Source organism: Pseudomonas sp. 478 (assembly GCF_003254125.1).
Taxonomy (GTDB): domain Bacteria; phylum Pseudomonadota; class Gammaproteobacteria; order Pseudomonadales; family Pseudomonadaceae; genus Aquipseudomonas.
Genome location: NZ_QKZG01000011.1, coordinates 159,931 through 184,712, shown reverse-complemented (window position 1 = coordinate 184,712; position 24,782 = coordinate 159,931). Strand labels below are relative to the sequence as shown.

Annotated in this window: 19 protein-coding genes and 1 riboswitch; of the genes, 4 read left to right on the top strand and 15 right to left on the bottom strand. The window is 58.8% G+C overall.

The features are described from left to right. Nucleotides 1–51: 51 nt before the first annotated feature. Nucleotides 52–1,056 carry a low-specificity L-threonine aldolase gene (gene ltaE / locus DFS28_RS22785; RefSeq protein ID WP_111451538.1) on the bottom strand — a complete coding sequence of 335 codons (1,005 nt, stop codon included), beginning with the start codon at nt 1,054–1,056 and terminating at the stop codon, nt 52–54. A 196-nt stretch (nt 1,057–1,252) separates the two neighbouring features. Next, a riboswitch (FMN riboswitch) is annotated at nt 1,253–1,423 on the top strand. 114 nt (nt 1,424–1,537) lie between these two features. Here ltaE and DFS28_RS22780 point away from each other — a divergent pair. Next, nucleotides 1,538–2,047 (top strand): 6,7-dimethyl-8-ribityllumazine synthase, encoded by a 510-nt coding sequence (locus tag DFS28_RS22780; protein WP_007943897.1) that lies wholly within the window; start codon nt 1,538–1,540, stop codon nt 2,045–2,047. A 170-nt stretch (nt 2,048–2,217) separates the two neighbouring features. Here DFS28_RS22780 and astE read toward each other — a convergent pair whose 3' ends face one another. The 7 genes from astE to DFS28_RS22740 form a co-directional block, all read right to left on the bottom strand. Further along, a complete protein-coding gene (gene astE / locus DFS28_RS22770; RefSeq protein WP_008154306.1) occupies nt 2,218–3,228 on the bottom strand; it encodes a succinylglutamate desuccinylase in 1,011 nt (336 codons plus the stop codon). Nucleotides 3,229–3,240: 12 nt separating this feature from the next. Continuing rightward, nucleotides 3,241–3,528: a topoisomerase II gene (locus DFS28_RS22765; RefSeq protein ID WP_074879212.1), complete on the bottom strand. Its 288-nt coding sequence runs from the start codon at nt 3,526–3,528 to the stop codon at nt 3,241–3,243. A gap of 20 nt (nt 3,529–3,548) precedes the next feature. Then, nucleotides 3,549–4,895, bottom strand: a complete 1,347-nt coding sequence (gene astB / locus DFS28_RS22760; RefSeq protein WP_111451537.1) for an N-succinylarginine dihydrolase — start codon at nt 4,893–4,895, stop codon at nt 3,549–3,551. 152 nt (nt 4,896–5,047) lie between these two features. Then, a complete protein-coding gene (gene astD, locus DFS28_RS22755; RefSeq protein WP_165934031.1) occupies nt 5,048–6,517 on the bottom strand; it encodes a succinylglutamate-semialdehyde dehydrogenase in 1,470 nt (489 codons plus the stop codon). After that, on the bottom strand, nt 6,514–7,539 hold the full coding sequence (gene astA / locus DFS28_RS22750) for an arginine N-succinyltransferase (protein WP_111451535.1): 1,026 nt from the start codon (nt 7,537–7,539) through the stop codon (nt 6,514–6,516). The genes astD and astA overlap by 4 nt, the downstream gene beginning before the upstream one ends. A gap of 87 nt (nt 7,540–7,626) precedes the next feature. Beyond that, complete coding sequence (gene aruF / locus DFS28_RS22745; protein WP_074879219.1) at nt 7,627–8,646, bottom strand: arginine/ornithine succinyltransferase subunit alpha; 1,020 nt, start codon at nt 8,644–8,646, stop codon at nt 7,627–7,629. 223 nt (nt 8,647–8,869) lie between these two features. Continuing rightward, entirely contained in the window at nt 8,870–10,090 is a 1,221-nt protein-coding gene (locus tag DFS28_RS22740) for an aspartate aminotransferase family protein (protein WP_111451534.1), read from the bottom strand. Between the two features lie 288 nt (nt 10,091–10,378). Between DFS28_RS22740 and DFS28_RS22735 the strand changes: the two genes are divergently transcribed. Beyond that, nucleotides 10,379–15,244 (top strand): dermonecrotic toxin domain-containing protein, encoded by a 4,866-nt coding sequence (locus DFS28_RS22735; RefSeq protein WP_111451533.1) that lies wholly within the window; start codon nt 10,379–10,381, stop codon nt 15,242–15,244. A 30-nt stretch (nt 15,245–15,274) separates the two neighbouring features. Here DFS28_RS22735 and argR read toward each other — a convergent pair whose 3' ends face one another. The 7 genes from argR to acs all read right to left on the bottom strand — a co-directional run bounded on the left by argR (nt 15,275) and on the right by acs (nt 23,313). Then, complete coding sequence (argR, locus tag DFS28_RS22730) at nt 15,275–16,255, bottom strand: transcriptional regulator ArgR (RefSeq protein ID WP_008154322.1); 981 nt, start codon at nt 16,253–16,255, stop codon at nt 15,275–15,277. A gap of 247 nt (nt 16,256–16,502) precedes the next feature. Next, nucleotides 16,503–17,267, bottom strand: a complete 765-nt coding sequence (locus tag DFS28_RS22725) for an ABC transporter ATP-binding protein (RefSeq protein WP_111451532.1) — start codon at nt 17,265–17,267, stop codon at nt 16,503–16,505. A gap of 27 nt (nt 17,268–17,294) precedes the next feature. Continuing rightward, on the bottom strand, nt 17,295–18,407 hold the full coding sequence (locus DFS28_RS22720) for a M14 family metallopeptidase (RefSeq protein ID WP_111451531.1): 1,113 nt from the start codon (nt 18,405–18,407) through the stop codon (nt 17,295–17,297). 1 nt (nt 18,408) lies between these two features. Continuing rightward, complete coding sequence (locus DFS28_RS22715) at nt 18,409–19,107, bottom strand: ABC transporter permease (protein WP_111451530.1); 699 nt, start codon at nt 19,105–19,107, stop codon at nt 18,409–18,411. Continuing rightward, nucleotides 19,104–19,793, bottom strand: coding sequence for an ABC transporter permease (locus DFS28_RS22710; RefSeq protein WP_111451529.1), 690 nt, complete (start codon nt 19,791–19,793; stop codon nt 19,104–19,106). Before DFS28_RS22710 ends, DFS28_RS22715 begins: the two co-directional genes overlap by 4 nt. Before the next feature lie 91 nt (nt 19,794–19,884). Next, nucleotides 19,885–20,658, bottom strand: a complete 774-nt coding sequence (locus tag DFS28_RS22705; protein ID WP_008154331.1) for an ABC transporter substrate-binding protein — start codon at nt 20,656–20,658, stop codon at nt 19,885–19,887. A gap of 699 nt (nt 20,659–21,357) precedes the next feature. Then, nucleotides 21,358–23,313 carry an acetate--CoA ligase gene (gene acs / locus DFS28_RS22700; RefSeq protein WP_111451528.1) on the bottom strand — a complete coding sequence of 652 codons (1,956 nt, stop codon included), beginning with the start codon at nt 23,311–23,313 and terminating at the stop codon, nt 21,358–21,360. Nucleotides 23,314–23,815: 502 nt separating this feature from the next. Between acs and DFS28_RS22690 the strand changes: the two genes are divergently transcribed. Both DFS28_RS22690 and DFS28_RS22685 read left to right on the top strand, forming a co-directional pair. After that, nucleotides 23,816–24,079, top strand: a complete 264-nt coding sequence (locus DFS28_RS22690) for a DUF2790 domain-containing protein (RefSeq protein ID WP_008145979.1) — start codon at nt 23,816–23,818, stop codon at nt 24,077–24,079. Between the two features lie 188 nt (nt 24,080–24,267). Next, nucleotides 24,268–24,582: a hypothetical protein gene (locus DFS28_RS22685; RefSeq protein ID WP_111451526.1), complete on the top strand. Its 315-nt coding sequence runs from the start codon at nt 24,268–24,270 to the stop codon at nt 24,580–24,582. The last annotated feature ends 200 nt before the right edge of the window (nt 24,583–24,782 follow it).

The following is a 24,782-nucleotide window of genomic DNA, read 5'->3' as shown; positions in this document are numbered from 1 at the left end:
GGGTACAGCGTGTTTATACGATAGAAACGGTCAATTGGACCGCTAACGCTATCAGTTGCGCGAAAACTCGACGAATGTCGCGACGACCTGCTCGATTTGAGCGCGGCTGACGTCCATGTGCGTGACCATGCGCAGACGTCCGGCAGCGCTCAGCTTGATCCCGCGTTCGGCGGCAAACGTCTTGATGGCCTCGGCCTTGTCGCCCATCTGCACGTAAACCATGTTGGTCTGCACCGGCTCGACCTCGTAACCCGTCGCTCGCAAGCCTTCGGCCAGCAACTGCGCGTTGGCGTGGTCATCAGCCAGACGCTGAACATGGTTATCCAGCGCGTACAAACCTGCTGCCGCCAGAATCCCGGCCTGGCGCATGCCACCGCCGACCATCTTGCGCAGGCGTCGCGCCTTGGCGATCAATTCGACCGAGCCGCACAGCACCGAACCGATCGGCGCGCCCAGGCCTTTGGACAGGCAGACCGAGACCGAATCGAAATACTGAGTGATTTCCCGGGCATCGACACCCAATTTGACCGCCGCGTTGTACAGCCGCGCGCCGTCCAGGTGCAGTTGCAACCCATGTTCGCGAGTAAAACTACGAGCCCGCGCCAGATACTCCAGTGGCAAAACCTTGCCCTGCATGGTGTTTTCCAGCGCCAGCAAGCGAGTCCGGGCGAAGTGGAAGTCGTCCGGTTTGATCGCGGCCGCCACGTGGGCCAGGTCCAGCGATCCGTCGGCCTGCACTTCCAGTGGCTGCGGCTGAATCGAACCGAGCACGGCCGCACCGCCACCTTCATACTTATAGGTGTGAGCCTGCTGGCCGACGATGTACTCGTCACCGCGTTCGCAGTGGGCCATCAAGCCCAGCAGATTGCTCATGGTGCCCGTCGGGACAAACAGCGCCGCAGCAAAACCCAACTGATTCGCAAGCTCGGTTTCCAGTCGATTGACCGTCGGATCTTCGCCGTAAACGTCGTCACCGGTGGCCGCGCTGGCCATCGCGTCGAGCATCCCTGCGGTCGGTTGGGTGACGGTGTCGCTGCGAAGATCGATAACGCTCATGAATCTGGCCTCGGTAAACAGGGGAAAATCCCTTTCAAGTAGGAATTACTGCGGTCATGCCGACGAATAATCAACCCTTGGGTGCGAAAAGGCTTCTCGAACCGACGAAAAAGTCGATAGCAATCATCAGATAGCAGCAATGCACAGGTGCGAAATATGTGTTAAAAACGCTTCGCCGCCAAACAATCTGGCGGCAAAACGTTCTCAGGGCGGGGTGCAACTCCCCACCGGCGGTAATTGCGCGCAATGCGCATAGCCCGCGAGCGCTTGGCGACAGACACGGCAATGGCTGTGATGGCGGCAAGGTCAGCAGACCCGGTGTGATCCCGGGGCCGACGGTCATAGTCCGGATGAAGAGAGAACGGGATTGGCGCCGCCTAGGCTCTATACCAAAGCGCCGTCCGCAGGCATTTGTGCCTGCGTGCCATTAAATCCCATTCGATTCATATGCCCTGTTTTTTACATAAACAGGAGTCAGAACATGCAACCCACCGCAATCGATAGCAAAAGTAAAAACCATCAGGGCGAGCGCGTTGCGTTCATCCAGGCCTGCTGGCACAAAGAAATCGTCGACCAGAGCCGTAAGGGCTTTGTGGCCGAAATGATTGCTCAGGGTTATCAGGAATCGGAGATCGATTTCTTCGAAGTCGGCGGCGCCTTTGAAATTCCGCTGCACGCCAAGCTGCTGGCCAAGTCCGGTCGTTATGCCGGCATCGTCGCGGCGGGCCTGGTAGTCGACGGCGGCATCTATCGCCACGAATTCGTCGCCCAGTCGGTGATCAGCGGCTTGATGCAAGTTCAGCTGGAAACCGAAGTGCCGGTGTTCTCCGTGGTTTTGACCCCGCACCACTTCCATGCGGGCGAAGAACATCAGAAGTTCTTCTTCGAGCACTTTGTGCATAAAGGCCAGGAAGCGGCGAAAACGTGCGCGGATACGTTGCACAAGATGCGTGCGTTGCGTCGTAGCGAGCCACGTGCGGTAGCTGTCTAGTCAGATGATCATGGTGTGAGTGAGGTCTTTGACTTCACTCAAATCAACTGTGGGAGCGGCGGTGCGGCGGTCCGACTTGCTCGCGAAGGCGGTGTATCAGTCAACATAGCCGTCGACTGTTAAGCCGCTTTCGCGAGCAAGCCCGCTCCCACATTTGTTATGCGTTGAATTCAGGCGAGGTTTTCGTCGGTGGTCGGCACAATCAGGATGCCGGCGCGCAGGCCGTTCTTGACCTTGGGGTTCGGGAAGATGATCCGGGCACCCTCCTCCTCAATGATCCACCGGGTCTGGGCGATGTCTTCGGCCAGCAGGTAACCCACTTCCAACTCCGAAAAGTTCTCGATGTCCGCTGGCAGGTTCAAGCGGAAGCTATCGCTGTGCTTGATGATTTCTCGCGCCACGCTAAACAGCTGCAAACCGTCCAGCGCCTCTTCGGTCTGGGCTGGCTCGTTGCCTTCGATAATCTGTTTGAGGCGAGTTTCCAGCAGATCGACGTTGACCCCATCGTTCTGCCCGAATGGCCGCGCCTTGCCCAGTTCAAGGGTAAAAGACTCGGCACCGAGTTTGTCGTAAGTGTAGGAGCTGAAAACGATGGACGGCTTGTTTTGCAGCAGCACCGCTTCCATGCCGGCAGCGCGCAAACGCGCCAGTTCCAGGCGGGAATGCTGTCGGCCTTCCTTCCAGGGATACAGCGCGAACTGCTCGATTTTCGAGCCACGAATCGCGGTGTGCAGGTCGTAGTGCAGACGGTTGCGATCCGGCAGGCTGAAGAAACTCGCCGCCAGCCGCTCCAGTTCACATGCGCGCAGGGCTTCGGAGCCGCTGCTTTGTTCGTGACGGCCGTTGAACAGCCGATTGACGTCCTGCTCGACGAAACGCTCGCCTTTGCGAATCGCTTCCGGGTTGCCGAACAGGAACAGAATACGTGTACGCGGTTTCAAGTCGCCGCGGGCGATGTCATGCAACAGGCGATCGAGCAACTCGATCGGCGCTGTTTCATTGCCATGGATGCCGGCCGATAGCAGCAGGTCCAGGCCATTGTCGCGAGCTTCAGGTGGCCGGACTTCCAGCGCACCTTCGCTCAACCAGCGCATGCGCACGCCTTCGACAGTCAGTTGAGTCTTCTCCGCCGGTTCGCGGCCGGCGAGGGTCAGTTCAAGCAATTTGCCGAGGGCGAGCATAGAGCGGTTTCCTTAGTGGTCGTGCTGGCAATCCGGCCCGTGCACGTGGTCTTCGTCACCGACTTCAGCCGGTTCCATTTCCAGTTGCAGACTTACCAGATTAGTCGCCAATGGGCGCAGCAGCAGGTTTGCGTATTCAGCGTCACCTTCTTCGACGTCCACGCCGATCAGCAATTGGCCGCGGCCGTCTTGCTGAATCCACAGCTCTTTGCCTTGCCACATGACCGCGACGCGGGTGCAGGAAGTTTCCAGTTGCGTGCCGTCGGTGTCTTCAAGGATCAGCTGCAGGGTATCGCTCATGTTTTTTACGCTCTCGACGTTCAATTGATCTGGAATGGATAAACCGCGCCCAGTTTAAGGATTTGCGTCAGTTCATCCAGTGCCGTCCGGCACTCAAGCAGCAATTGCGGGTCCGCAAGATCGTTTTCGGTCATGCGGTCGCGGTAGTGCTTGTCGACCCATTCGGTCAGGGTGCCGTACAACGGTGCCGTCATGATAACCCCTGGGTTGACGGCCGCCAGTTCGGTTTCGTTGAGCGCGACGCGCAGTCGCAGGCAAGCCGGGCCGCCGCCGTTCTGCATGCTCTGCTTCAAATCGAACACTTTCACTTCGCGGATCAGGCCGCCGGAGCTGGTCAAACCTTGCAGGTACTGCCAGACACGCTCGTTGCCACGGCATTCTTCCGGCACGATCAACAGCATCGAGCCGTCAGGACGCGACAGCAGTTGGCTATTGAACAGGTAGGACCGAACGGCGTCTTCCACGGTGACCGCAGAACGCGGTACGCAGATCGACTGAAATTTCCCACCGACTTTGGCGAGTTTGCTCTGCAATTCGGCCAGCATCTGCTCCGTGTCGAGGAACGCGTCCTCGTGATAGAACAACACTTCGCCGTTACCCACCGCGATCACATCGTTGTGAAAAACCCCCTGATCGATCACCGAAGGGTTCTGCTGGGCGTAGACCACGCCGTCTTCGCTCAAGCCGTGCAGGCGGGCAACCGCCTGGGAGGCTTCGAGAGTCTGGCGGGCCGGGTATTTCTGCGGTGCCGGGTAACGGGTGTCGAACGCGCTGCGACCGAACACGAAGAATTCGACGCCCGCCTCTCCGTATTCACGGCAGAAACGGGTGTGGTTGGCTGCGCCCTCGTCCCCGAACTGCGCCACGGCTGGCAATGCAGCGTGGTGCGCGAAGTGTTTCTGGTCAGCGAACATCGCTCCCAGCACGCGACTGGTGGTCGGGTGTTCGATGCTGCGGTGATATTTGCAGTTCAGGTTGGCCGCGGTGAAATGCACACGGCCATCCGCGGTGTCGGCACTCGGGCTGACGGTGGCGGCGTTGGCCACCCACATGCTCGACGCCGAGCAACTGGCGACCAGCAACGGCATCGCATCTTTAGCCGCCTGCTCGATCACCTGAGCGTCGGTGCCGCTGAAACCCAAACGACGCAGGGCTGCTACGTCCGGGCGTTCCTGTGGTGCCAGCACGCCCTGTTGAAAGCCCATTTCCATCAGCGATTTCATTTTCGCCAGGCCTTGCAGCGCGGCTTCCTTCGGGTTCGAAGACTGCTGGCTGTTGCTCTGGGACGCGACGTTGCCGTAGGACAAACCGCCGTAGTTATGGGTCGGCCCCACTAGACCGTCAAAATTGACTTCATAGGATTTCATCAGCGAGGCTCCACGAGAATCTGTTGTTATGGCTTGTGTAACTATTCTTTAAGACTGAGACGCGGCCTTCGCGAGCAAGCCCGCTCCCACAGGGAAATGCATTCCAATGTGGGAGCGGCGGTGCGACGATTCGACTTGCTCGCGAATGGGCATCACGCCATTTTCACGCCGGGCGTAAGGGTCGCAGGCATCACCAGACTCGGCGTTTCCAGCGAAGCAACCGGGTACGCGCAGTAATCTGCTGCGTAGTAGGCGCTGGCGCGGTGGTTGCCCGAGGCGCCGACACCGCCGAATGGCGCGCTGCTCGCAGCACCGGTCAGCTGTTTGTTCCAGTTGACGATGCCCGCACGGCTTTCCAGCCAGAACTGCTGATAACGTGCTTCGGAATCCGACAGCAGACCGGCCGCCAGGCCATAGTCGGTGTCGTTGGCTTCAGCGATCGCCGCTTCAAAATCAGCGTAGCGGATCACTTGCAGCAGCGGGCCGAACAGCTCTTCGTCAGGGCGATCAGCCACTGCCGTTACGTCCAGAATGCCAGGGGTCAGCAAGGCAGCTTGAGCTTGTGGTTGAGTCATTTCCAGCAGCGCGACTGCGCCATTTCCCAGCAGATGTTCCTGCGCATCCATCAGTGCTTTCGCAGCGCCGAGGGAAATCACCGACCCCATGAACGGTGCCGGTTGCTGATCAAACGCGCCGACTTCAATCGTACGGCTGACCGCCACCAGACGCGCCAGCAGTGTGTCGCCCCAGGCGCCCTGCGGCACCAGCAAGCGGCGGGCGCAGGTGCAACGCTGACCGGCGGAAATGAACGCCGACTGAATGATGGTGTAAACGGCCGCATCGAGGTCTGCGACCTGATCAACGACCAGCGGATTGTTACCGCCCATTTCCAGCGCGAGGATCTTGTCCGGACGGCCGGCAAACTGTTGATGCAGGTGATTGCCGGTGCGGCTGGAGCCGGTGAAGAACAAGCCATCGATGCCCGGGTTTGCCGCCAGGGCGATACCGGTTTCGCGAGCGCCTTGCAGCAGGTTCAACACGCCTGCCGGCAGACCGGCTTCGATCCAGCACTTGACCGTCAGTTCGGCGACTTTCGGCGTCAGCTCGCTGGGTTTGAACAGCACGCTATTACCGGCCAGCAGCGCCGGAACGATGTGACCGTTCGGCAGGTGACCCGGGAAGTTGTAAGGCCCGAACACCGCGACCACACCGTGTGGCTTGTGGCGCAACACGGCGGTGGCGTCGCCCAGCGGGCCGCTCTTCTCGCCGGTACGTTCGCGGTAGCTCTGCACCGAGATCGCAATCTTGTTGACCATGCTGGTGACTTCGGTCGCCGCTTCCCACAAAGGCTTGCCGGTTTCCTCACCGATGGTGCGAGCCAGTTCGTCAGCATTGTTCTTCAGCGCGGCGGCAAAGGCCTCCAACACGGTGATGCGCTCTTCCAGGGTCCGTCGGGCCCAGCTCGGGAATGCCTGGCGCGCGGCTTGTACGGCCGATTCAACCTGAGCAGCGGTAGCGCCTTCGCCGGCCCACAGCACTTGTTGGGTCACCGGGTTCAGCGATTGAAAAGCTTCACCCTGGCCGGCCAGCCATTCACCTGCGATGTATAGCGAATTCATTATTTCGACTCCCTGGCAGCGGACAACGGAACGGCGCGCACTTGATCGCCGGCGTTGAGTTGAAGACGTTTGGCGGTCAACGGATCAACCACCAGCGTACCCGCGGCGAGACGTGCAGGAGCAGCAGTGATCCGGCAGTCTTCGCGCTTGCGGTTATGAATCAGGAACGGTGTGGCGTCGTCACCCGGCGTGCCGATGGCCAGCACCAGCGCCTGGCTGTCGCGCACTGCGCGGATCTTGCCGGTTTCGCACTCCACCGCAGGACCCGCGTCGAAGATGTCGACGTAGCCCTGATAGCTAAAGCCTTCACTTTTGAGCATGGCCAACGCCGGCTCGGTGTCCGGATGAACCTGGCCGATCACGTTGCGCGCATCTTCCGACAGGAAGCAGGTGTACAGCGGGAATTTCGGCATCAGTTCGGCGATGAACGCCTTGTTGCCCACGCCGGTCAGGTAGTCAGCCTGGCTGAATTCCATCTTGAAGAAGTGACGACCCAGGCTTTCCCAGAACGGCGAACGCCCCGCTTCGTCGGACATGCCGCGCATCTCGGCGATGATCTTGTTGCCGAACAACTGCGGGAACTCGGCGATGAACAGCATCCGCGCCTTGGCCAGCATGCGACCGTTGAGGCCCGTGCGGTAGTCGGCGTGCAGGAACAGCGAGCACAGCTCGGAGTTACCGGTCAGGTCGTTGGCCAGGAACAGCGTCGGGATTTCGCGGTAGATGTTCAACTCTTGCGAAGCACTGACCGTCAGGCCAACCCGGAAGTTGTACCAAGGCTCACGCAGACCGACGGCGCCAGCGATGGCGGAAATTCCCACCACGCGGCCGTCATCATCTTCGAGCACGAACAGGTAGTCTGCATCGCCCCGCCCGGCTTCGCCGCGGAAGGTCTTCTCGGCCCAGCCGACCCGATGGGCCAGACGCTCTTCATTGGCCGGCAAGGTGGTCAGGCCGGTGCCGGTGCTGCGGGCCAGGTCGATCAGAGCGGGTAAATCGCTGCTGCGTACGGGACGAACGATCATGCTATCTCCTCAAACGGGCCGCTTGCGCCACCCGTGAAACTCGCTGCTTTACTAAGCATTCACTCTTTATAGGCATAGCAGCAGGCGTTAAACCGCCACCAGGCGCACGCTGGCACCTTCACCGACGCCCAAGGCTTCGGCCGCTTCAAGATCCAGGGTCACGGGTTTGCCCGGCGCGTAATCGAGCTCAAGCAAAACGGCGCGGTAATCCTGCAACTGGGCGTTGGCCACCAGGTACTGACGACCGACGCCTTTGACCGGCTCGCCGATTTTCACCGGGACTACCCGACTCTGGGCGATCGAACGGATCCCCGAGACTCGGGCGTGCAAGGTCGGCCCGCCGTCGAAAATGTCGATGTAGTGATCGGTCTCGAAGCCTTCGCGCATCAGGATGTCGAAGGTGATCTGCGCCCGAGGGTGCACCTGCCCCATCGCCTCTTGAGCGGAGTCCGGCAGCAACGGCACATAGATCGGATAATGCGGCATCAACTCGGCCAGGAACGTCCGGCTCTTCAGACCGCACAGACGCTCTGCTTCGGCGTAGTTGAGGTCGAAGAAGTTGCGACCGATGGCATCCCAGAACGGCGAATCGCCATTTTCATCGCTATAACCGACGATCTCGGTCACCACGGAATCGGCGAAGCGCTCCGGATGGCTGGCCACGAACAGCAAGCGACCACGAGAGTTGAGTTCCGACCAGGCCGAACCCACCAGCTCCGGCAGCACGTAGAAACTGGTCAGCAAACTGTTGCCGGTCAGGTCGTGGCACTGGGAGAGCACGTGGATCTTGTTATGAATCTTCAGCTCGCGGGAGGCGTGCACAAAGGTTTCATTACGGAAGCTGTAGAACGGCTCGGAATAACCGGCCGACGCAACGATGGCCGAGCAGCCCACCAGTTTGCCGGTGGCGGTGTCTTCAAGGACGAAGAAATAGCTCTCTTCACCGTTGAAGCTGACTTCGGCGGCGAACGAGGCTTCGCTTGCCGCGATCTTGTCGCTCAGGCGTTCAACGTCATCCGGCAAGGAAGTGACACCAATCGGGCTGTCCGCAGCCAGACGCTGTACCTCGCCCAGATCAGCCATTTGCGCGGGGCGCATCACCAGCATGGTGTCACTCCTTTCTCGAAAAACTCTATGAGGAAAATAACCGGGAAGTCATTGCAGACACAGAGATCAGTGTGGGAGCGGGCTTGCTCGCGAAAGCGGTGCATCAGTCAACATCGTTGCTGTCTGACCCACCGCTTTCGCGAGCAAGCCCGCTCCCACATTTGATCCAGCCCGGTACAAAAATTTGGTTCGACGCCTGAACAGTCAGGCGTCGAAGGGTCTATCAGGCTTGCGTCAGTTTCGCCGCGGCGCGCTCGAAACGGTCAAGACCCTCATCGATATCAGCGTCTTCAACCACCAGGCTTGGCGCAAAACGAACCACATCCGGGCCGGCTTGCAGAATCATCAGGCCTTCTTTTTCAGCGGCGTTGAAGATGTCCTTGGCCTTGCCTTTCCAGGCGTCGTTCAGCACGCAACCGATCAACAGGCCCATACCCCGGACCTGGGTGAACAGGCCGTACTTCTCGCCGATCTGTTCAAGGCGGGCCTTGAACTTGTCGTGCTTGGCGTTGACGCCGGCCAGCACTTCTGGGGTGTTAACCACGTCGATCACGGCTTCCGCGACAGCGCACGCCAGCGGGTTGCCGCCGTAGGTGGTGCCGTGAGTGCCGACGACCAGGTGTTTGGCCAGGTCTTCGGTGGTCAGCATTGCGGCGATCGGGAAACCGCCGCCCAGGCTCTTGGCAGTGGTCAGGATGTCCGGAATCACGCCGTATTGCTGGTAGGCGAACAGCTTGCCCGTGCGACCCATACCGGTCTGCACTTCATCGAACACCAGCAGCGCTTGGTGCGCGTCGCACAGATCACGGGCACCTTGCAGGTACTTGAGTTCGGCCGGAATGACGCCGCTCTCGCCCTGGATTGGTTCCAGAACCACAGCGCACGTCTTGTCGGAAATAGCCGCTTTCAGCGCGGCCAGATCGTTGTACGGCACGTGGGTGATACCGGTGATTTTCGGACCGAAGCCATCGGAATACTTCGACTGACCACCGACGTTCACGGTGAACAGGGTACGACCGTGGAAGCTGTTGAGTGCGGCGATGATTTCGTACTTCTCGCTGCCGAAACGATCGAAACCGACGCGACGGGCCAGCTTGAAGGCGGCCTCGTTGGCTTCGGCGCCGGAGTTGCAGAAAAACGCGCGCTCGGCAAACGTGGCGTTGATCAGCTTATGGGCCAGGCGCAAGGCCGGCTCATTGGTGAACACGTTGGACACGTGCCACAGCTTGTTCGCCTGCTCGGTCAAGGCACCGACCAGCGCCGGGTGCGCATGGCCCAATACGTTAACGGCAATCCCGCCGGCGAAGTCGATCAGCTCGCGGCCAGACTGGTCCCAGACGTGGGAACCGGCGCCACGCACAGGGATGAAAGCGGCAGGCGCGTAGTTGGGAACCATTACCTGGTCGAAATCGGCGCGTTGTACCGCAGCGTGCTCAACGGACATCGGAGTCTCCTGATGAGGAACACTCGCCTGAAACTGGCGAGCGATGAGGGGGATTGTAAGGACAGTTTTCAGCCCGGCCTTGCCGCCAAGCGACAACTTCTTATAGCGCAAACCCCGGTTTCAGCCGGGTTTACGGCAATGCGACATATAGCGTCGCAAAGGCGCAGTTTAAACTGCCGGCACAGGTTATAGGCAGGGTTGTCGAGCGGTGCGGTAAATATGTACCGCACGGAACCGATCATCGTCTGTTTTGCTGGCGGCTCATTCAAAACGCTAAGGGAATAGCGCATGAGCCGATACGAGAACGATCGTCTTTCCACAATGGGAAACAGCGAATCCGCTACGCAACCGGACGATCACTACCATCACCTGTTCAACAACCTGCCAGCCTGGGTATTAGAAGCATCGTCCAGTACACACAGCGCCCTCAAGAACGCCACGCCTATGACGCAGGACTGGCATGGCACCGCAACACCGCTGCAGCACCAGTCGCTGAAAAAGCTCAGTCAGGAACACTGGACCCATCGAAATCGTCTGGACTCAATGCTGTCGAACCTGCAAAGCGCACAAGCCTTCGCCGAACCGCTGCTGAGCGACGCCCTGAAAACCCGGTTTGACCTGGATCTGGACGTCAAAACCACCTTCCTGCGCCTGTACATCCCTCAAACCGTGCCGCTTTTCGGAATCAAGACTGGCGCGGCGCGCACCTGGACCGTGTCGATGCTCGATGCCGCCCTGCATAACTTCCAGGAATCGGAAACAGCGGCAGGGGCTTACGAGCCAGCCTCAACGTTCATCACCCAACCTTCACCCACAGGGCAGTTCGATACGCTGCCGGCAGTCAAGCAAAAGCTCTCTATCCCGGCCTTTACCCGGTTATGCCGGGAACTGGATATCGGCGCCCGGTACACCGCTTACCTCAAAGACAATCTGGGGCTGTCGAACCCGGTAGCCGGTGCGGTGTTGAAATCGAAGGTGATCGGCTCGCACAAAACAGCACTCAAATCTGCACTGCAGATGGCGCAAATTCGAAAGGACATTCCAGCGGATGCCCATCTCTCGATCCAGCGCATTCTGGAGGGGCGTTCGGGTGCTCGACTGGGTGGGCAACCGCTGTATGGTCACGACCTGACAATGATGTCCTCCTCGCTGACCGGCATTGTCATTTTCGCGGCGAGCCTGGAGCGCGCACGCACGGCAACACGGATCATTGCCTACATTCCCGATGATCCAGAGCATCCTCTCAAGGAATACCCGAACACGTTGGCGTTCATGGCAGAGTTGACCCGCAAACTGCGCTCGCCCGCTTATCAAACGTTTTTCAGTCGATTCGTCGACCACAAGGAAAGAGGACACTTTTTCGCGGACCTCAACCGTCGCCTCCAGAGCGTGACCTGGCATCAACACCGATACGGCGACCCACTGCCGAGCTGGCGCGAAACGCCCATCGACAAGCCTGATTTGCGGTTTTCGGCGATCCCGTTCAGAGCGGACCTGTGGAACCATCTCTATCAGCGACAGCTGAACAAGATCCTCAACGATGCAAGCACACTCGCCGTCTCCACCGCCTCTGTCGACAGCGACGCGCGCTGGGCATTGTGGAATGCCTTAAGCAAAGTGGCCTCGACAATCCTTGAAATCGCGACGTTCGTTGCCTTGCCTTTCGTCCCGTTTCTCGGCGAATTGATGCTCGCCTACATGGCCTACCAGTTACTCGACGAAACCTTCGAAGGCATCGTGGACCTGGCTGAAGGGTTGAAAAAAGAAGCGCTCGGACATCTGGTGACGTTCGTCGAAACGGTAGTTCAGGTGGGGACATTTGCAGTGGGCGGCGCCATCGCTGCCCGGACCCTCAGCCCCCTGCTCTCTCGTGAAGCTATTGCACTTGTCGACCCACTCAAACCCGTCACAACGCCCCAAGGAAAAACCCGCTACTGGAAGCCGGATCTCAAGCCTTACGAACAAGCACTTATTTTGCCGGAAGGAGTAAAACCCGATCATCTCGGCCTCTATCAAAACGAGGGCAAGACGCTGCTGCCACTGGAAGGAAAACTGTATGCCGTGAAGCCCGACCGCGTGTCAGGCACGTTTCAGGTTGAGCATCCAAACCGAACCGATGCCTATCAACCGTCTCTGCTGCATAACAACCACGGCGCCTGGCATACAGAACTGGAGCAACCCCTGAACTGGGACCGGGAAAAGGTCATGCGCCGCCTCGGCCATAGCGTCGAGTCGTTCACCAACGCCGAGCGCGAACAGATCCTGCGGGTCAGCGGTTACCACGACGACGTCATGCGCGAAATGCATGTCGAACATTACCGTCCGCCTTCGCTGCTGACAGACACGATCAAGCGCTTCAGGATCAACCGGGACATCGAAACCTTTATCGAACAGATCGGCAGCGACCAACCCGAGCGCTATCGCAAGGCCGATGTAACCCTGCAACATCAACTGCTGAGCAGCTACGACTCGTGGCCCGTCGACGCGCCAATGCCTGCACCGCAAAACCAAACGCAAGCCTTCAGAAAACAAACGGCCGAACTCGCCCGAAAGCACCACCAATCGCTGTTCGAGACCCGCTACCGCGCACAGGAAAAAACCAATGATCGGCACGTTCAGCGATTGCTCGACGATGTGAGGGGTTTGCCGACCGATGTCGCGCAAGAGTTGGTGAGCAATGCAACCGGGACCGAGTTACGCCTACTGCACAACGGTCGCACGCCCCCGCGGCTGAAGGAGGCAGCTCTAAAAGCCATGGAGGCCGTACGCGCAACCCGAGCTTGCGAAGGCCTTTATTCCGACGTTCTGGACAACACCGACACCCACCGACTGGCCTTGCAAAGCCTGAACTCACTGCCCGGCTTTCCCGCCGAACTGCGGATTGAAGTGAGGGATTACACCTATAACGGACTAGTGCGCGACAGCATTGGCCTGGACGATGCACCGATCCTGAAAACGCTGGTGCGCGCCGAAGACGGCACCTATCAGGTTTATCAAGACAGCGAATCGGTGCCCGGTGATTTTTATCAGGGTCTTTTTCAGGCGTTGTCGCAAGCGCAGCGCAATGCGTTAAGCCCATCGATGGCAAATGCCCAGGCACTCAAACTGCGCATCGCCGAACACGCATTAAACCAACCGAAACTTCGCAAGCTGTTCGCAAAAAATCCCAATCGAAGACCGTTCTATGATCCGACGACCATGCGCTTGCCTGGCGGCTCCGATGGATACCGGCGCATGCCCTCCCCGACGTCATCGCTCAACGAGCGTGTTCGCGAGGTTTACCCCAGCCTTACCGAGGAGGAACTCCAGTCTGTTGTTCAGCAGTTACAAACGCATCCCGATGGCGCTGGCATAGAGATCTCACGCCTGTCCCGCGAGCTCTCGCGACTGCATCAGGAATTGAACACCTGGATAAATGACTCGCCCACTGTTCACCCGCAAACCCGAGCCCCGCTGAGCGAACTGGAACGACAAGCCGCTCGACACAATCGCAGGCTGCTGGCCCAGGAAATCCAGCGCAGCTGGCGTCGACAATCAGAACGGGACCTCGATGGCTCGAATGACACGCCGCGCTATGCGCTCAGATTCGCCGAGCCGATTCTTGGCGATCTACCCACGCTGACGGCCGATTTCCCCCATGTGTCATTGCTGTCTCTTGAAGGGAATCATGCTGCACAGGGTGTTACTGAGTTCCTGCAGCGCTTCAATGGCTTGCGTCGCCTCGATTTAAAACGCTTTTCCCTGACCGCCCTCCCCGAGGCCATTCCTCGAATGGTGAACCTCGATGCGCTAGCGCTCAGCGATTGCGGTATCAGGTTCGATGCAGCCAACTGGGCGAAACTGTCTTCATTGAACAAACTGGTGATACTGGATCTGTACCAAAACCCGTTCACTACGGTGCCCAGTATCGAATCTATGCCTGAGCTTGTTCACCTGGACCTGAGCCGTACCGGCCTGAAGGAAATCCCCCCCAGCGTAATCAGCCACTCAAAACTCGATACCGCCAAACTCCTGGGCAACAAGATCAGCGAGTTGCCTACGGAGCTCTTTCAAAGTGAGGTGTACGGTAAGCACGGCATACACCTGACGCATAACCCGCTCTCGGATAACGCCCGCCAACTGATCAAGCATCACTACTTCAGCAGTTCATACGATTTGGGCGTCTATGCCCCAGAGGCGGACATCAACCGAGTCAGGGCGCTGTACCCGAACCTGGAGGTCGAACAGGCGAGCGAGTTTGTCTATGAATTGGCAGGCACTCTGGCTGACGGTCGGATCGAGCTGACACACCTTGAAGCGGAGTTGGCTCAACTGAGCAACGACCTGGCGGTATGGACTTCCGACCTTCCGGCCCAGCACCCGTTGACGGGTGAACCGTTCACCGCTCAACAACAGCTTGTCGAACACATGAACCGCGACCAGTTCAAACAGACGCTGGAGCAGTGCTGGCGGCATGAGAGCGAACTGGATGATTTCAATGAGGCGTTGGAGCCCACCTATGAACTCTTTTTCGAGTCCGACATCAACGGCGAGCTGCCGACCCTGAACGCCGACTTCAGTCATGTGACATCGCTGGAGTTGCGCAGCGTCGACGGAGTGACCCGCATCGGGCATTTTCTGGAGTCGTTCACCCACCTCAAAAGCCTGCGACTGCGCGACTGTAATCTGGGCAACATTCCCGATGCTGTGTTCAAGATGGGTCGACTGCGGTCGCTGTCACTTCCGCAGTGCCGCGTCAGACTTTCAGCGGAATCGGCAAGTGCGCTGGCGGGTATGGAACAGCTCGATTATCTCGATCTTGCCCACAACCCTCTGGGGCAAACACCAGACCTGAGTCAGATGACGGAGCTCGTTACCGTACTGCTGAATGACACCGGCATCACCGAAATCCCGCCCGGCCTGCTGCAAATGACAGAGCTGGACTGGGCCGACCTCAGTGGCAACGCCATTACCGAAGTCCCCAGCGACGTAATGGAACTGCCGACGGAAGTCGCTGAAAACATCAGTTTTCGAGGTAATCGGTTTTCCGAGGAGAGCCTGCTGCGGCTGATCGGTTACTTCGAACGGACGGGCATAGACTTTGGTGTGGAAGAAGTGATCAATCGAGGAGAGATGGAGGTCTCGACGTCGGAAGGCTCCGAAACAGAGGAGTAAACCAGCCTCGGCAGGTGACGCGTTGCCCGGTCACCCACGCTCCGAGGGCACCGACGACAATTCGAACGGGCTGCTGCTACGCCGCTGGTTGCGATCTTCCCGCGGCGTGGCACCGAAGAAGTTGCGGTAGGCGCTGGAGAAATGCGGCCCCGAGGAGAAGCCACACGACAGACCGATCTGGATGATCGACTTGCTGGTTTGCATCAACATCTGCCGGGCCTTGTTCAGGCGCAGTTCCAGGTAGTACTGGCTCGGCACGCGGTTGAGGTATTGCTTGAAGATCCGCTCCAGCTGCCGACGGGACACGCACACATGCTGGGCGATTTCGTCAGTGGTCAACGGCTCTTCGATGTTGGCCTCCATCAGCAACACCGCTTGGGTGAGCTTCGGATGGCTGGAGCCGAGACGGTTCTGCAGGGGGATGCGCTGGCGTTCGCCACCCTCGCGGATGCGTTCGACCACCAGTTCTTCCGAGACTGCACCGGCCAGTTCGGCGCCGTGATCACGTGCCAGCACGGCCAGCAGCAAGTCGAGTACCGACATGCCGCCGCACGCGGTCAGGCGATCGCGATCCCAGTCAAACAGATGACTGGTGGCGATGACTTTCGGGAAGCGTTCGGTGAAATCGTCCTGCCAGCGCCAATGCACGGCAGCGCGGTAACCGTCGAGCAAACCCAGTTGCGCCAATGGGTAAACACCGGCCGACAAACCACCGATCACGCAGCCAGCTCGCACCAGTTGTTTCAGCGCACTGCTGAGCGCTGGCGCGAGTGTGGTCGGCGGCTCATCGGCGAGCAGGAACAGTTTCTGGAAGTTTTCGAGCTTGCCGGCCCACGGTTCACCCGGCAATTGCCAGGCACCTTCGGTCGGCGGTTCGGCCTGCAAAAACGACAGTTCGTAGACAACGTCCGGATGCACACGCTGGGCAACACGCAAGGCCTCCTCAGCCAGCGCAAGCGTCAGTGCTTTAGTGCTGGGCCAAATCAGGAAACCAATTCGATGGGCAGTCATGGCGGGCAATCCGAAACGAAAACAGTGATGAAGGCATGGGCCAATGCTAGCCCGTAAATGAACGCAAATCTCGAAACCAATAGAGATCAAATGTGGGAGCGGGCTTGCTCGCGAAAGCGGTGGGTCAGACAGCAATGATGTTGACTGATACACCGCTTTCGCGAGCAAGCCCGCTCCCACAAGGGATAGGGGCCAGCCTCTAGATTGCGAAGCATGCACTATCCCGGTGCGCAACGGGGAGTTCGGTTTACTTCAGGCTACCCGAGAGGAATTGTTGCAGACGTTCGGACTGTGGATTGACCAGCACCTCACGCGGGTTGCCGCTTTCTTCGACGACACCTTTGTGCAGGAACACCAGCTGGTTCGACACTTCACGGGCGAAGCCCATTTCGTGCGTCACCACCACCATGGTCCGGCCTTCCAGCGCCAGGGCCTGCATGACTTTCAGCACGTCGCCCACCAGCTCCGGGTCGAGCGCCGACGTCGGTTCGTCGAACAGCATTACCTCAGGTTCCATCGCCAACGCACGGGCAATCGCCACACGCTGCTGCTCGCCGCCGGACATGTGGCCCGGGTAAGCATCTTTACGATGGGCCACACCGACCTTGTTCAGGTAGTGCTCGGCCTTCTCGCGGGCTTCGGCCTTGGACATGCCGAGCACGTGGACCGGCGCTTCCATGATGTTTTCCATCGCGGTCATGTGCGACCACAGGTTGAAATGCTGGAACACCATCGACAGGCGCGAACGCATGCGTTGCAGCTGTTTCGGGTCGGCGGCTTTCAGCGCGCCTTCCTTGTTGGCGACCAGTTTCAGCTCTTCGTTGTTGAGCAGAATCTTGCCCGCGTGCGGTTGCTCGAGCAGGTTGATGCAGCGCAGGAAAGTACTTTTGCCGGAGCCACTGGAGCCGATGATGCTGATCACATCGCCAGCCGCCGCTTTCAGGGACACGCCCTTGAGCACTTCGTGACTGCCATAGCGTTTATGCAGGTCTTGGACTTCAAGTTTGTACATGCGGTCGGTTCTCACAAAAACAGTCAGTCAGTCGTTGAGCAAGCGCCCGTGACGCAGCGCTTCGCGCCCCGCCACCTTGGCCAGCCAGAAACCGGGTTGGGCATAACGCAGCCGTTCAATGGCAAACAGCACCCCGGGCGTACCAGCACACACCGTGCTGACCCGATCCGATAACGGATCGATCACTTCGAAAATCTCATCGCCGGCTTCAATCCATTCACCGGGTTTACGCAAGAAACTGATCACGCCAGGGTGTGGCGCAAACAGTAATTCAGTGCCTTCGAACGGCATGCCTTCGCAAGCGTCTTGCGCAGGTTTTGGCCATTCGCCGCTGATCAAGCCTTGCTCGGCAAGGAACGCCAAAATGCCTTCGGCGTAAGCGCTGGCTTCAGCGCGCCCGGTATCGGCCTGACCACCCAGTTCAATGGTAGTCGCCAGGCAGGCCAGGGGAATCTGCGCATCCGGAAACAGACGCGACAGACGCAACCACGGCAGCGAACACGCTTCGTCAAACGAACTGCCACCGGAATCTTCCGCCAGCAGCCCCACCTTTACGTTCAGGTGCGCGGCCAACGAACGCCATTGCGGCCAGTGTTGCGGCAACGCGTACATGTGCAGCGCCGCTTCGGCATCGCAATGCAGATCCAGCACCACGTCAGCGGAGCAGGCATGGCTGAGCAAAATGCGCTGCATGCCTTGCAACTGACTGGCGGCGGGCGGCAATGCGGCGAGCACATCGCTCATGGTCTGACGGATCAGCTGAATATTGGCGTGCGGATCATCACCCAAGTGCCCGTCCAGCTCGGCGGCCACTGGCGCGCTCAGCTCGACGAAATCCCGGTTGAAGTTCTTGCCGCTGCCCGCCTCGAAACGCCCTTGATGATTGCCCTGAAGCAGTTGGCCGAGACCCAGTGGATTGGCCACCGGCACCAGTTCGATCACGCCGTTGAGCAAGCCTTGGGCTTCGAGTTCGGTCAGGCGCTTTTTCAGCTCCCAGGCCGTGCGCATGCCCGGCAATTCATCGGCGTGCAGGCTGGCCTGGATGTAGGCCTTGCGCTCGCCAGAGCCGAAGCGGAACACCGAAATCTGGCGCTCGCTGCCCAAGTGGCTCCACGGCAATGAATGATCGATGCGTTCCATATCAGTGCTTCCGCGGGGCCAGATAGCCCAGCCAGCGGCGCTCGGCCAGTTTGAACATCCGCACCAGAATGAACGTCAGGCACAGGTAGAACACGCCGGCGGTGATGTAGGCTTCAAACGGCAGGTAGAACTGAGCGTTGACCGTGCGCGCGGCACCGGTGATGTCGATCAGGGTCACGATGGACGCCAGACTGGTGGTCTGCAGCATCATGATCACTTCGTTGCTGTACTGCGGCAGTGCCCGGCGCAGGGCCGATGGCAGCAGGATGCGCTTGTACAGTTTGAAGCGCGACATGCCCATGGCCTTGGCGGCTTCGATCTCACCGTTCGGCGTGGCCCGCAGGCTGCCGGCGATGATTTCAGCGGTGTAGGCGCTGGTGTTGATCGCGAAGGCCAGGCACGCACAGAACGTCGCGCTGGACAGCCACGGCCAGAGGAAGCTTTCACGAACCGCTTCGAACTGCGCCAGACCGTAGTAGATCAAAAACAGCTGCACCAGCATCGGCGTGCCGCGGATCACGTAGGTGTAGAGCCAGGCCGACATGTTGACAGCTGCGTTCTTGGAGACGCGCATCAAGCCCAGCGGCAACGCGCACAGCAGGCCGAAAAACAGCGACAGCGCGAGCAATTTGAGGGTGGTCACCAGGCCGCCGAAGTACAGCGGCAGGGCCTCCCAAATGACGTTGTAGTCGAAGATCATAGATCAGCCGCCCTTACGCCTACCGAGTAGCGCTTCTCAAGGTGACGCAATGCGAGCAACGAAACGCTGGTGATCACCAGGTACATTGCCGCCACTGCGAGGAAGAAGGTGAAAGGCTCGCGGGTGGCATCTGCCGCCTGCTTGGCCTTGAACATCATGTCTTGCAGACCCACCACCGAAATCAGCGCGGTGGCCTTGGTCAGGACCAGCCAGTTATTGGTGAAACCCGGAATCGCCAGGCGAATCATCTGTGGCACCAACACCCGGAAGAACACCTGAAAACTGCTCATGCCGTACGCCATGCCGGCTTCTGCCTGACCTTTCGGGATCGCCATGAAGGCGCCACGGAAGGTTTCCGACAGATACGCACCGAAGATGAAGCCAAGGGTGCCGATACCGGCGGCCAACGGGTTCAGGTCGATGTACTCGTCAAAACCGAGCATCGGCGCGACGCGGTTGAGCAGGTCCTGACCGCCGTAGAAAATCAGCAGGATCAGCACCAGGTCGGGAATCCCGCGGATCACCGTGGAATACAGGTCGCCCAGCCAGGCCAGCCAGCGAATCGGGGACAGACGCAGCGCAACGCCGATCAGACCCAGAACAATGGCCAAGACCATGGACGACAAGGCGAGCTGAAGCGTCAGCCATGCGCCATCGAGGATGACAGCCCCGTAGCCTTTCAACATGATTCAGGTCCTCGAAAAGGGGGATGAAAAAATGGCGCAAACCTCAGAGATCCTGTTGCTTGCGCCATTTCGGACTTGTCGCCGGGGCGTATTACTTGCCGTAGATATCGAAGGCGAAGTACTTGTCCTGGATTTGCTTGTACTTGCCGTTCTCACGAATGGCGGTGATCGCGGTGTTGATCTTGTCTTTCAGCGCGTCACCCTTGCGAACGGCGATACCTACGCCGTCGCCGAAGTATTTGACGTCGGTGAACGCCGGGCCAACGAAGGCGAAACCTTTGCCAGCGTCGGTTTTCAGGAAACCGTCATCCAGCAACGTAGCGTCTGCCACGGTGCCGTCGAGGCGGCCAGCAGCCACGTCGAGGTAGATTTCGTTTTGCGAGCCATAAGGCTTGATCTCGGCACCCAGCGGGGCCAGCACTTCGCGGGCGAAACGCTCGTGGATCGAACCACGTTGCACGCCGATGTTCTTGCCCTTGAGCTCAGCCAGGCTGTCGCTGACTGGAGTGCCGGCCTTCATGACCAGGCGAGCCGGGGTGTTGTAGTACTTGTTGGTGAAGTCCACGGACTTCTTGCGGTCTTCAGTGATCGACATGGACGACAGGATCGCGTCGATCTTGCGCACTTTGAGTGCCGGGATCAGGCCGTCGAACTCTTGCTCGACCCAAACGCACTTGACCTTCATCTCTTCGCACAGCGCATTGCCGATGTCGTAGTCGAAACCAACGATGCTGCCGTCCGGCGCTTTGGAAGCGAACGGAGGGTAAGCCGCTTCGATACCAATTTTCAGAGGCTTTTCATCGGCGAAAGTCGGCAGGGACAGCACGGACAGTGCCAGGGCGCCAAGCAGCACGAGTTTCTTCATCTTGGGACTCCATCGGTAAAGGGCTAAAACGGCAGAGTGAGCGATAGCCCAATATGCGAATGAGTGGAACCGCAAAGCGGTGCTGCGTCGTACCAATCGCGCGCTTTTTTCAACGCGAGCAACAACGAGCGAGTGATCGGCATTCTAACGACAGGCCCGAAGCCGATATTTCTTCAATGCGACAACTAATTACAGAAGCACCGAGAAAGCCGCCTGGGCGCGTTGACAGCCTTGCAAATTCATGCAAGAGCAAAAGACAGTGAACCGATCTATGCTGCAAATTGCGGGCCTATTATTGGCAAACCCTTCTAATCCGGCAAGCGCAGCGTTGTGTCTTATTTTTTATGGGTGATTGAGAGGACCTGAAACCGAGCTTTGCGTTTCCCAATGCCCCGTTGCCGGGCGGAAGGTTACACATTTAGTTACTTGAAGGCTTGCGGGTAACAATGGGAAATCGCCTACAGACGAAGCCGATAATTATTGGCTGTTGTTGATGTGGTGTCTGACAGGACGCCTTCGCGAGCAAGCCCGCTCCCACAGGGGATCTGCGCTTGGCAAAATCTTATGCTCACTGGAGATCAACTGTGGGAGCGGGCTTGCTCGCGAAAAGGCCCGGCCTGCCAACACAAAAACCCCAGGCAGTAAAAAGCCCCGCCAGGCGCAATGCCGAGCGGGGCTTTGGTGACTCAGGAACCGCTGTTATGCGACGTTCATGATCTTGTGCTCATCAATCAAATGCTGCACCACACCCGGATCGGCCAGGGTGGAGATATCCCCCAACCCATCGTATTCGGCGGTAGCAATCTTGCGCAGAATGCGGCGCATGATCTTGCCCGAGCGAGTCTTCGGCAGCCCCGGCGCCCACTGGATAACATCCGGCGAGGCAATCGGACCAATCTCCTTGCGCACCCAGTTTTTCAGCTCCAGGCGCAACTGCTCGCTCGGCTCTTCGCCAGCGATCAGGGTGACATAGACATAAATGCCCTGTCCTTTGATGTCGTGCGGCACACCGACCACGGCCGCTTCAGCAACTTTCGGGTGAGCGACCATCGCGCTTTCAATCTCGGCGGTCCCCATGCGGTGGCCGGAGACGTTGAGCACGTCATCCACGCGACCGGTAATCCAGTAGTAACCGTCTTCGTCACGACGCGCACCGTCACCGGTGAAGTACATGCCGCGGAACGTCTTGAAGTAGGTGTCGACGAAGCGGTCATGATCGCCGTACAAGGTCCGCGCCTGACCTGGCCACGAATCGAGAATCACCAGGTTGCCCTCGGCCACGCCTTCGATGATGTTGCCCAGGTTGTCCACCAACGCCGGCACCACGCCGAAGAACGGACGCGCCGCAGAACCCGGTTTGAGCGCGTGCGCACCCGGCAGCGGGCTCATCATGTTGCCGCCCGTTTCGGTCTGCCACCAGGTGTCGACGATCGGGCAACGGGATTGGCCGACGTTCTTGTAGTACCAGTCCCACGCTTCCGGGTTGATCGGCTCACCGACCGAACCCAACAGACGCAGGCTGCTGCCATCAGCGCCTTCCACAGCGGCCTTGCCCGACGCCATCATCGCGCGGATGGCGGTAGGCGCGGTGTAAAGGATGTTGACCTTGTGCTTGTCGACGATTTTCGCCACCCGGGTGATGTCCGGGTAGTTCGGCACACCTTCGAACAGCAGCGTGGTCGCGCCATTGGCCAGCGGGCCGTAGACGATGTAACTGTGGCCGGTGACCCAACCGACGTCGGCGGTGCACCAGTAGACTTCGCCCGGACGGTAATCGAACACGCGCTCGTGAGTCATCGCCGCGTACAACAGATAGCCGGCGGTGGTGTGCTGCACGCCCTTCGGCTTGCCGGTCGAGCCGGAGGTATAAAGGATGAACAGCGCTTCTTCAGCACCCATCTCTTTCGGCGCGCAGACACTGCCCGCCACTTTCATCAGGTCTTCGTACCAGATGTCGCGATGCTGGTTCCACTTGATGTTGCCACCGGTGCGCTTGCACACGATGACTTTCTGAATGCTGCTGGTTTCCGGGTTGGTCAGCGCATCGTCGACGTTGGTCTTGAGCGAGATCTTCTTACCGGCACGAACACCTTCGTCGGCGGTGATCACCACTTTGGATTTGCAGTCGATGATCCGGCCGGCCAGGGCTTCCGGCGAGAAACCACCGAACACCACCGAGTGAATCGCGCCGATCCGGGTACACGCCAGCATGGCGACCACGGCTTCGGGGATCATCGGCATATAGATAGTCACCACGTCGCCGCGGTGCACATCCTGGCCGCGCAAGGCGTTGGCGAATTTGCAGACTTGTTCGTGCAGCTCGCGGTAGGTGATGTTGCGGCTTTCGGCAGGGTCATCCCCTTCCCAAATAATCGCGATTTGATCGCCGCGCTCGGCCAGATGACGGTCGAGGCAGTTGTAGGAAACGTTCAGGGTGCCATCGGCGAACCATTTGATGTCGACATGGTGATCGTCGAAGGAAGTCTGTTTCACCGTGGTGAAAGGCTTGATCCAGTCGAGGCGCTTGGCTTGCTCGCGCCAGAAGCCGTCCGGGTTAACGACCGACTGCTGGTACATGGCCTTGTAGGTCGCCTCGTCAGTCAGCGTGTTGGCCAAAACCTCGGGACGAACGGGATACAGAGAAGCCGCACTCATCTTTGTTACCTCGGTGGAATAGTTGTTTTTGTATGACCCAGTTGTAGCCGGGCCGGGCCTATAGAACCATTCGACGATGGTAGTAACAAGCCCCTACAAAATGTGGCTATACCTCGCCGACGCGCTCAAGAGCGGTGATTTCAGGGGCTTGATCGTTCCCATGCTCTGCGTGGAAATGCAGCCCGTGACGCTCCGCGTCACTGGACGCGGAGCGTCCCTTGAGGCATTCCCACGCTGGAGCGTGGGAACGATCATGGCTTCATCAGCGAGCCAAAGGTCGTTTTTCGGGGATTGTTACAGGATCTGCCAATAGTGTTTATCAAAAGCACGCCTATATGAATGTAAATCCCACGCCTAAAATCAGCCTCGCCAACCCGGCAACGTGATTAACCAAGTTGCAGCCCCCACGAAGGCAGTTAATCCAAAACCTAGTACTTAAGTTCTACACGCAACCCCAAAAAGGTTGCGTGACCCCATTCGCCCTCTAAAAGGTAAATCTGAAATGAAAGCTTTATTAGTTCTGGCCCTCAGCAGCCTGTGCGCAACCGCCATGGCAGACGAGGTTCCGACTGATGTCGCACAGCAGCAACCCGCCGTTGAGGAATACACTTACTCCACTCACCTGGACATCGCCAAAGTTATCTCCATGAGCGAAATCCCGAACGTCTGCGAAGTTGTTCCGGCGAAAATGGAATACGACGACTCCAAAGGGCAACGCCACATTCTTCGTTACAGCGTCATGGGCAACGGCTGCTCTAACGGCTGATCACCCGCCCTCACCTTCCCAAGGTTCGACCCACCCGCCCGCTATTCAGGCAGATGAAGCGCCGAACCTTATATATCGATATATACGATTGATTTAAGCGTTTATTTGCGCTTTTTAATCAAATTAACTGGCGTAGCATGAATTCCATACCCAAGGCACAAAACGCCAACGAACCTGGAGCCACTACCATGAAAACCAAACTGATCCTCGCCCTGACCCTCTCTGTCCTGGCCGCTAACACCTTCGCCGCTGACGGCTACGACCGTACCGGCTCGGCAACTTTCACTACCGAAGCGGCTGTCGCTTCTGATGGTTACGACCATACCGGCTCGGCGTCTTTCGCCTCCGATGGCTCCGATCACACGGGCGCTGCCAAACTCGCTGCTGACGGTTTTGATCACACTGGCGCCGCCAAAGTCGCTGCTGACGGCTTCGATCACACCGGTGCAGCCAAGGTGGCAGCTGATGGTTCCGACCACGTGGGTGCAGCCCGCCTCAGCTGATCATTGAGTGCGACTTCATAGCCCGACTTCGGTCGGGCTTAGTTGTGTCTGGGGGCATCGAAAAGTGACTCAAAACACAACATGTAGTGAAAAACGCAGTTTTTTGGCTGTTTTTTGAACAAAAAAATGACTAGCCAAAATTTATGAAAAAAAATCTTCACGCCCGACATCCAGCCAAAGCCCTATAAACCCTCGCTCCG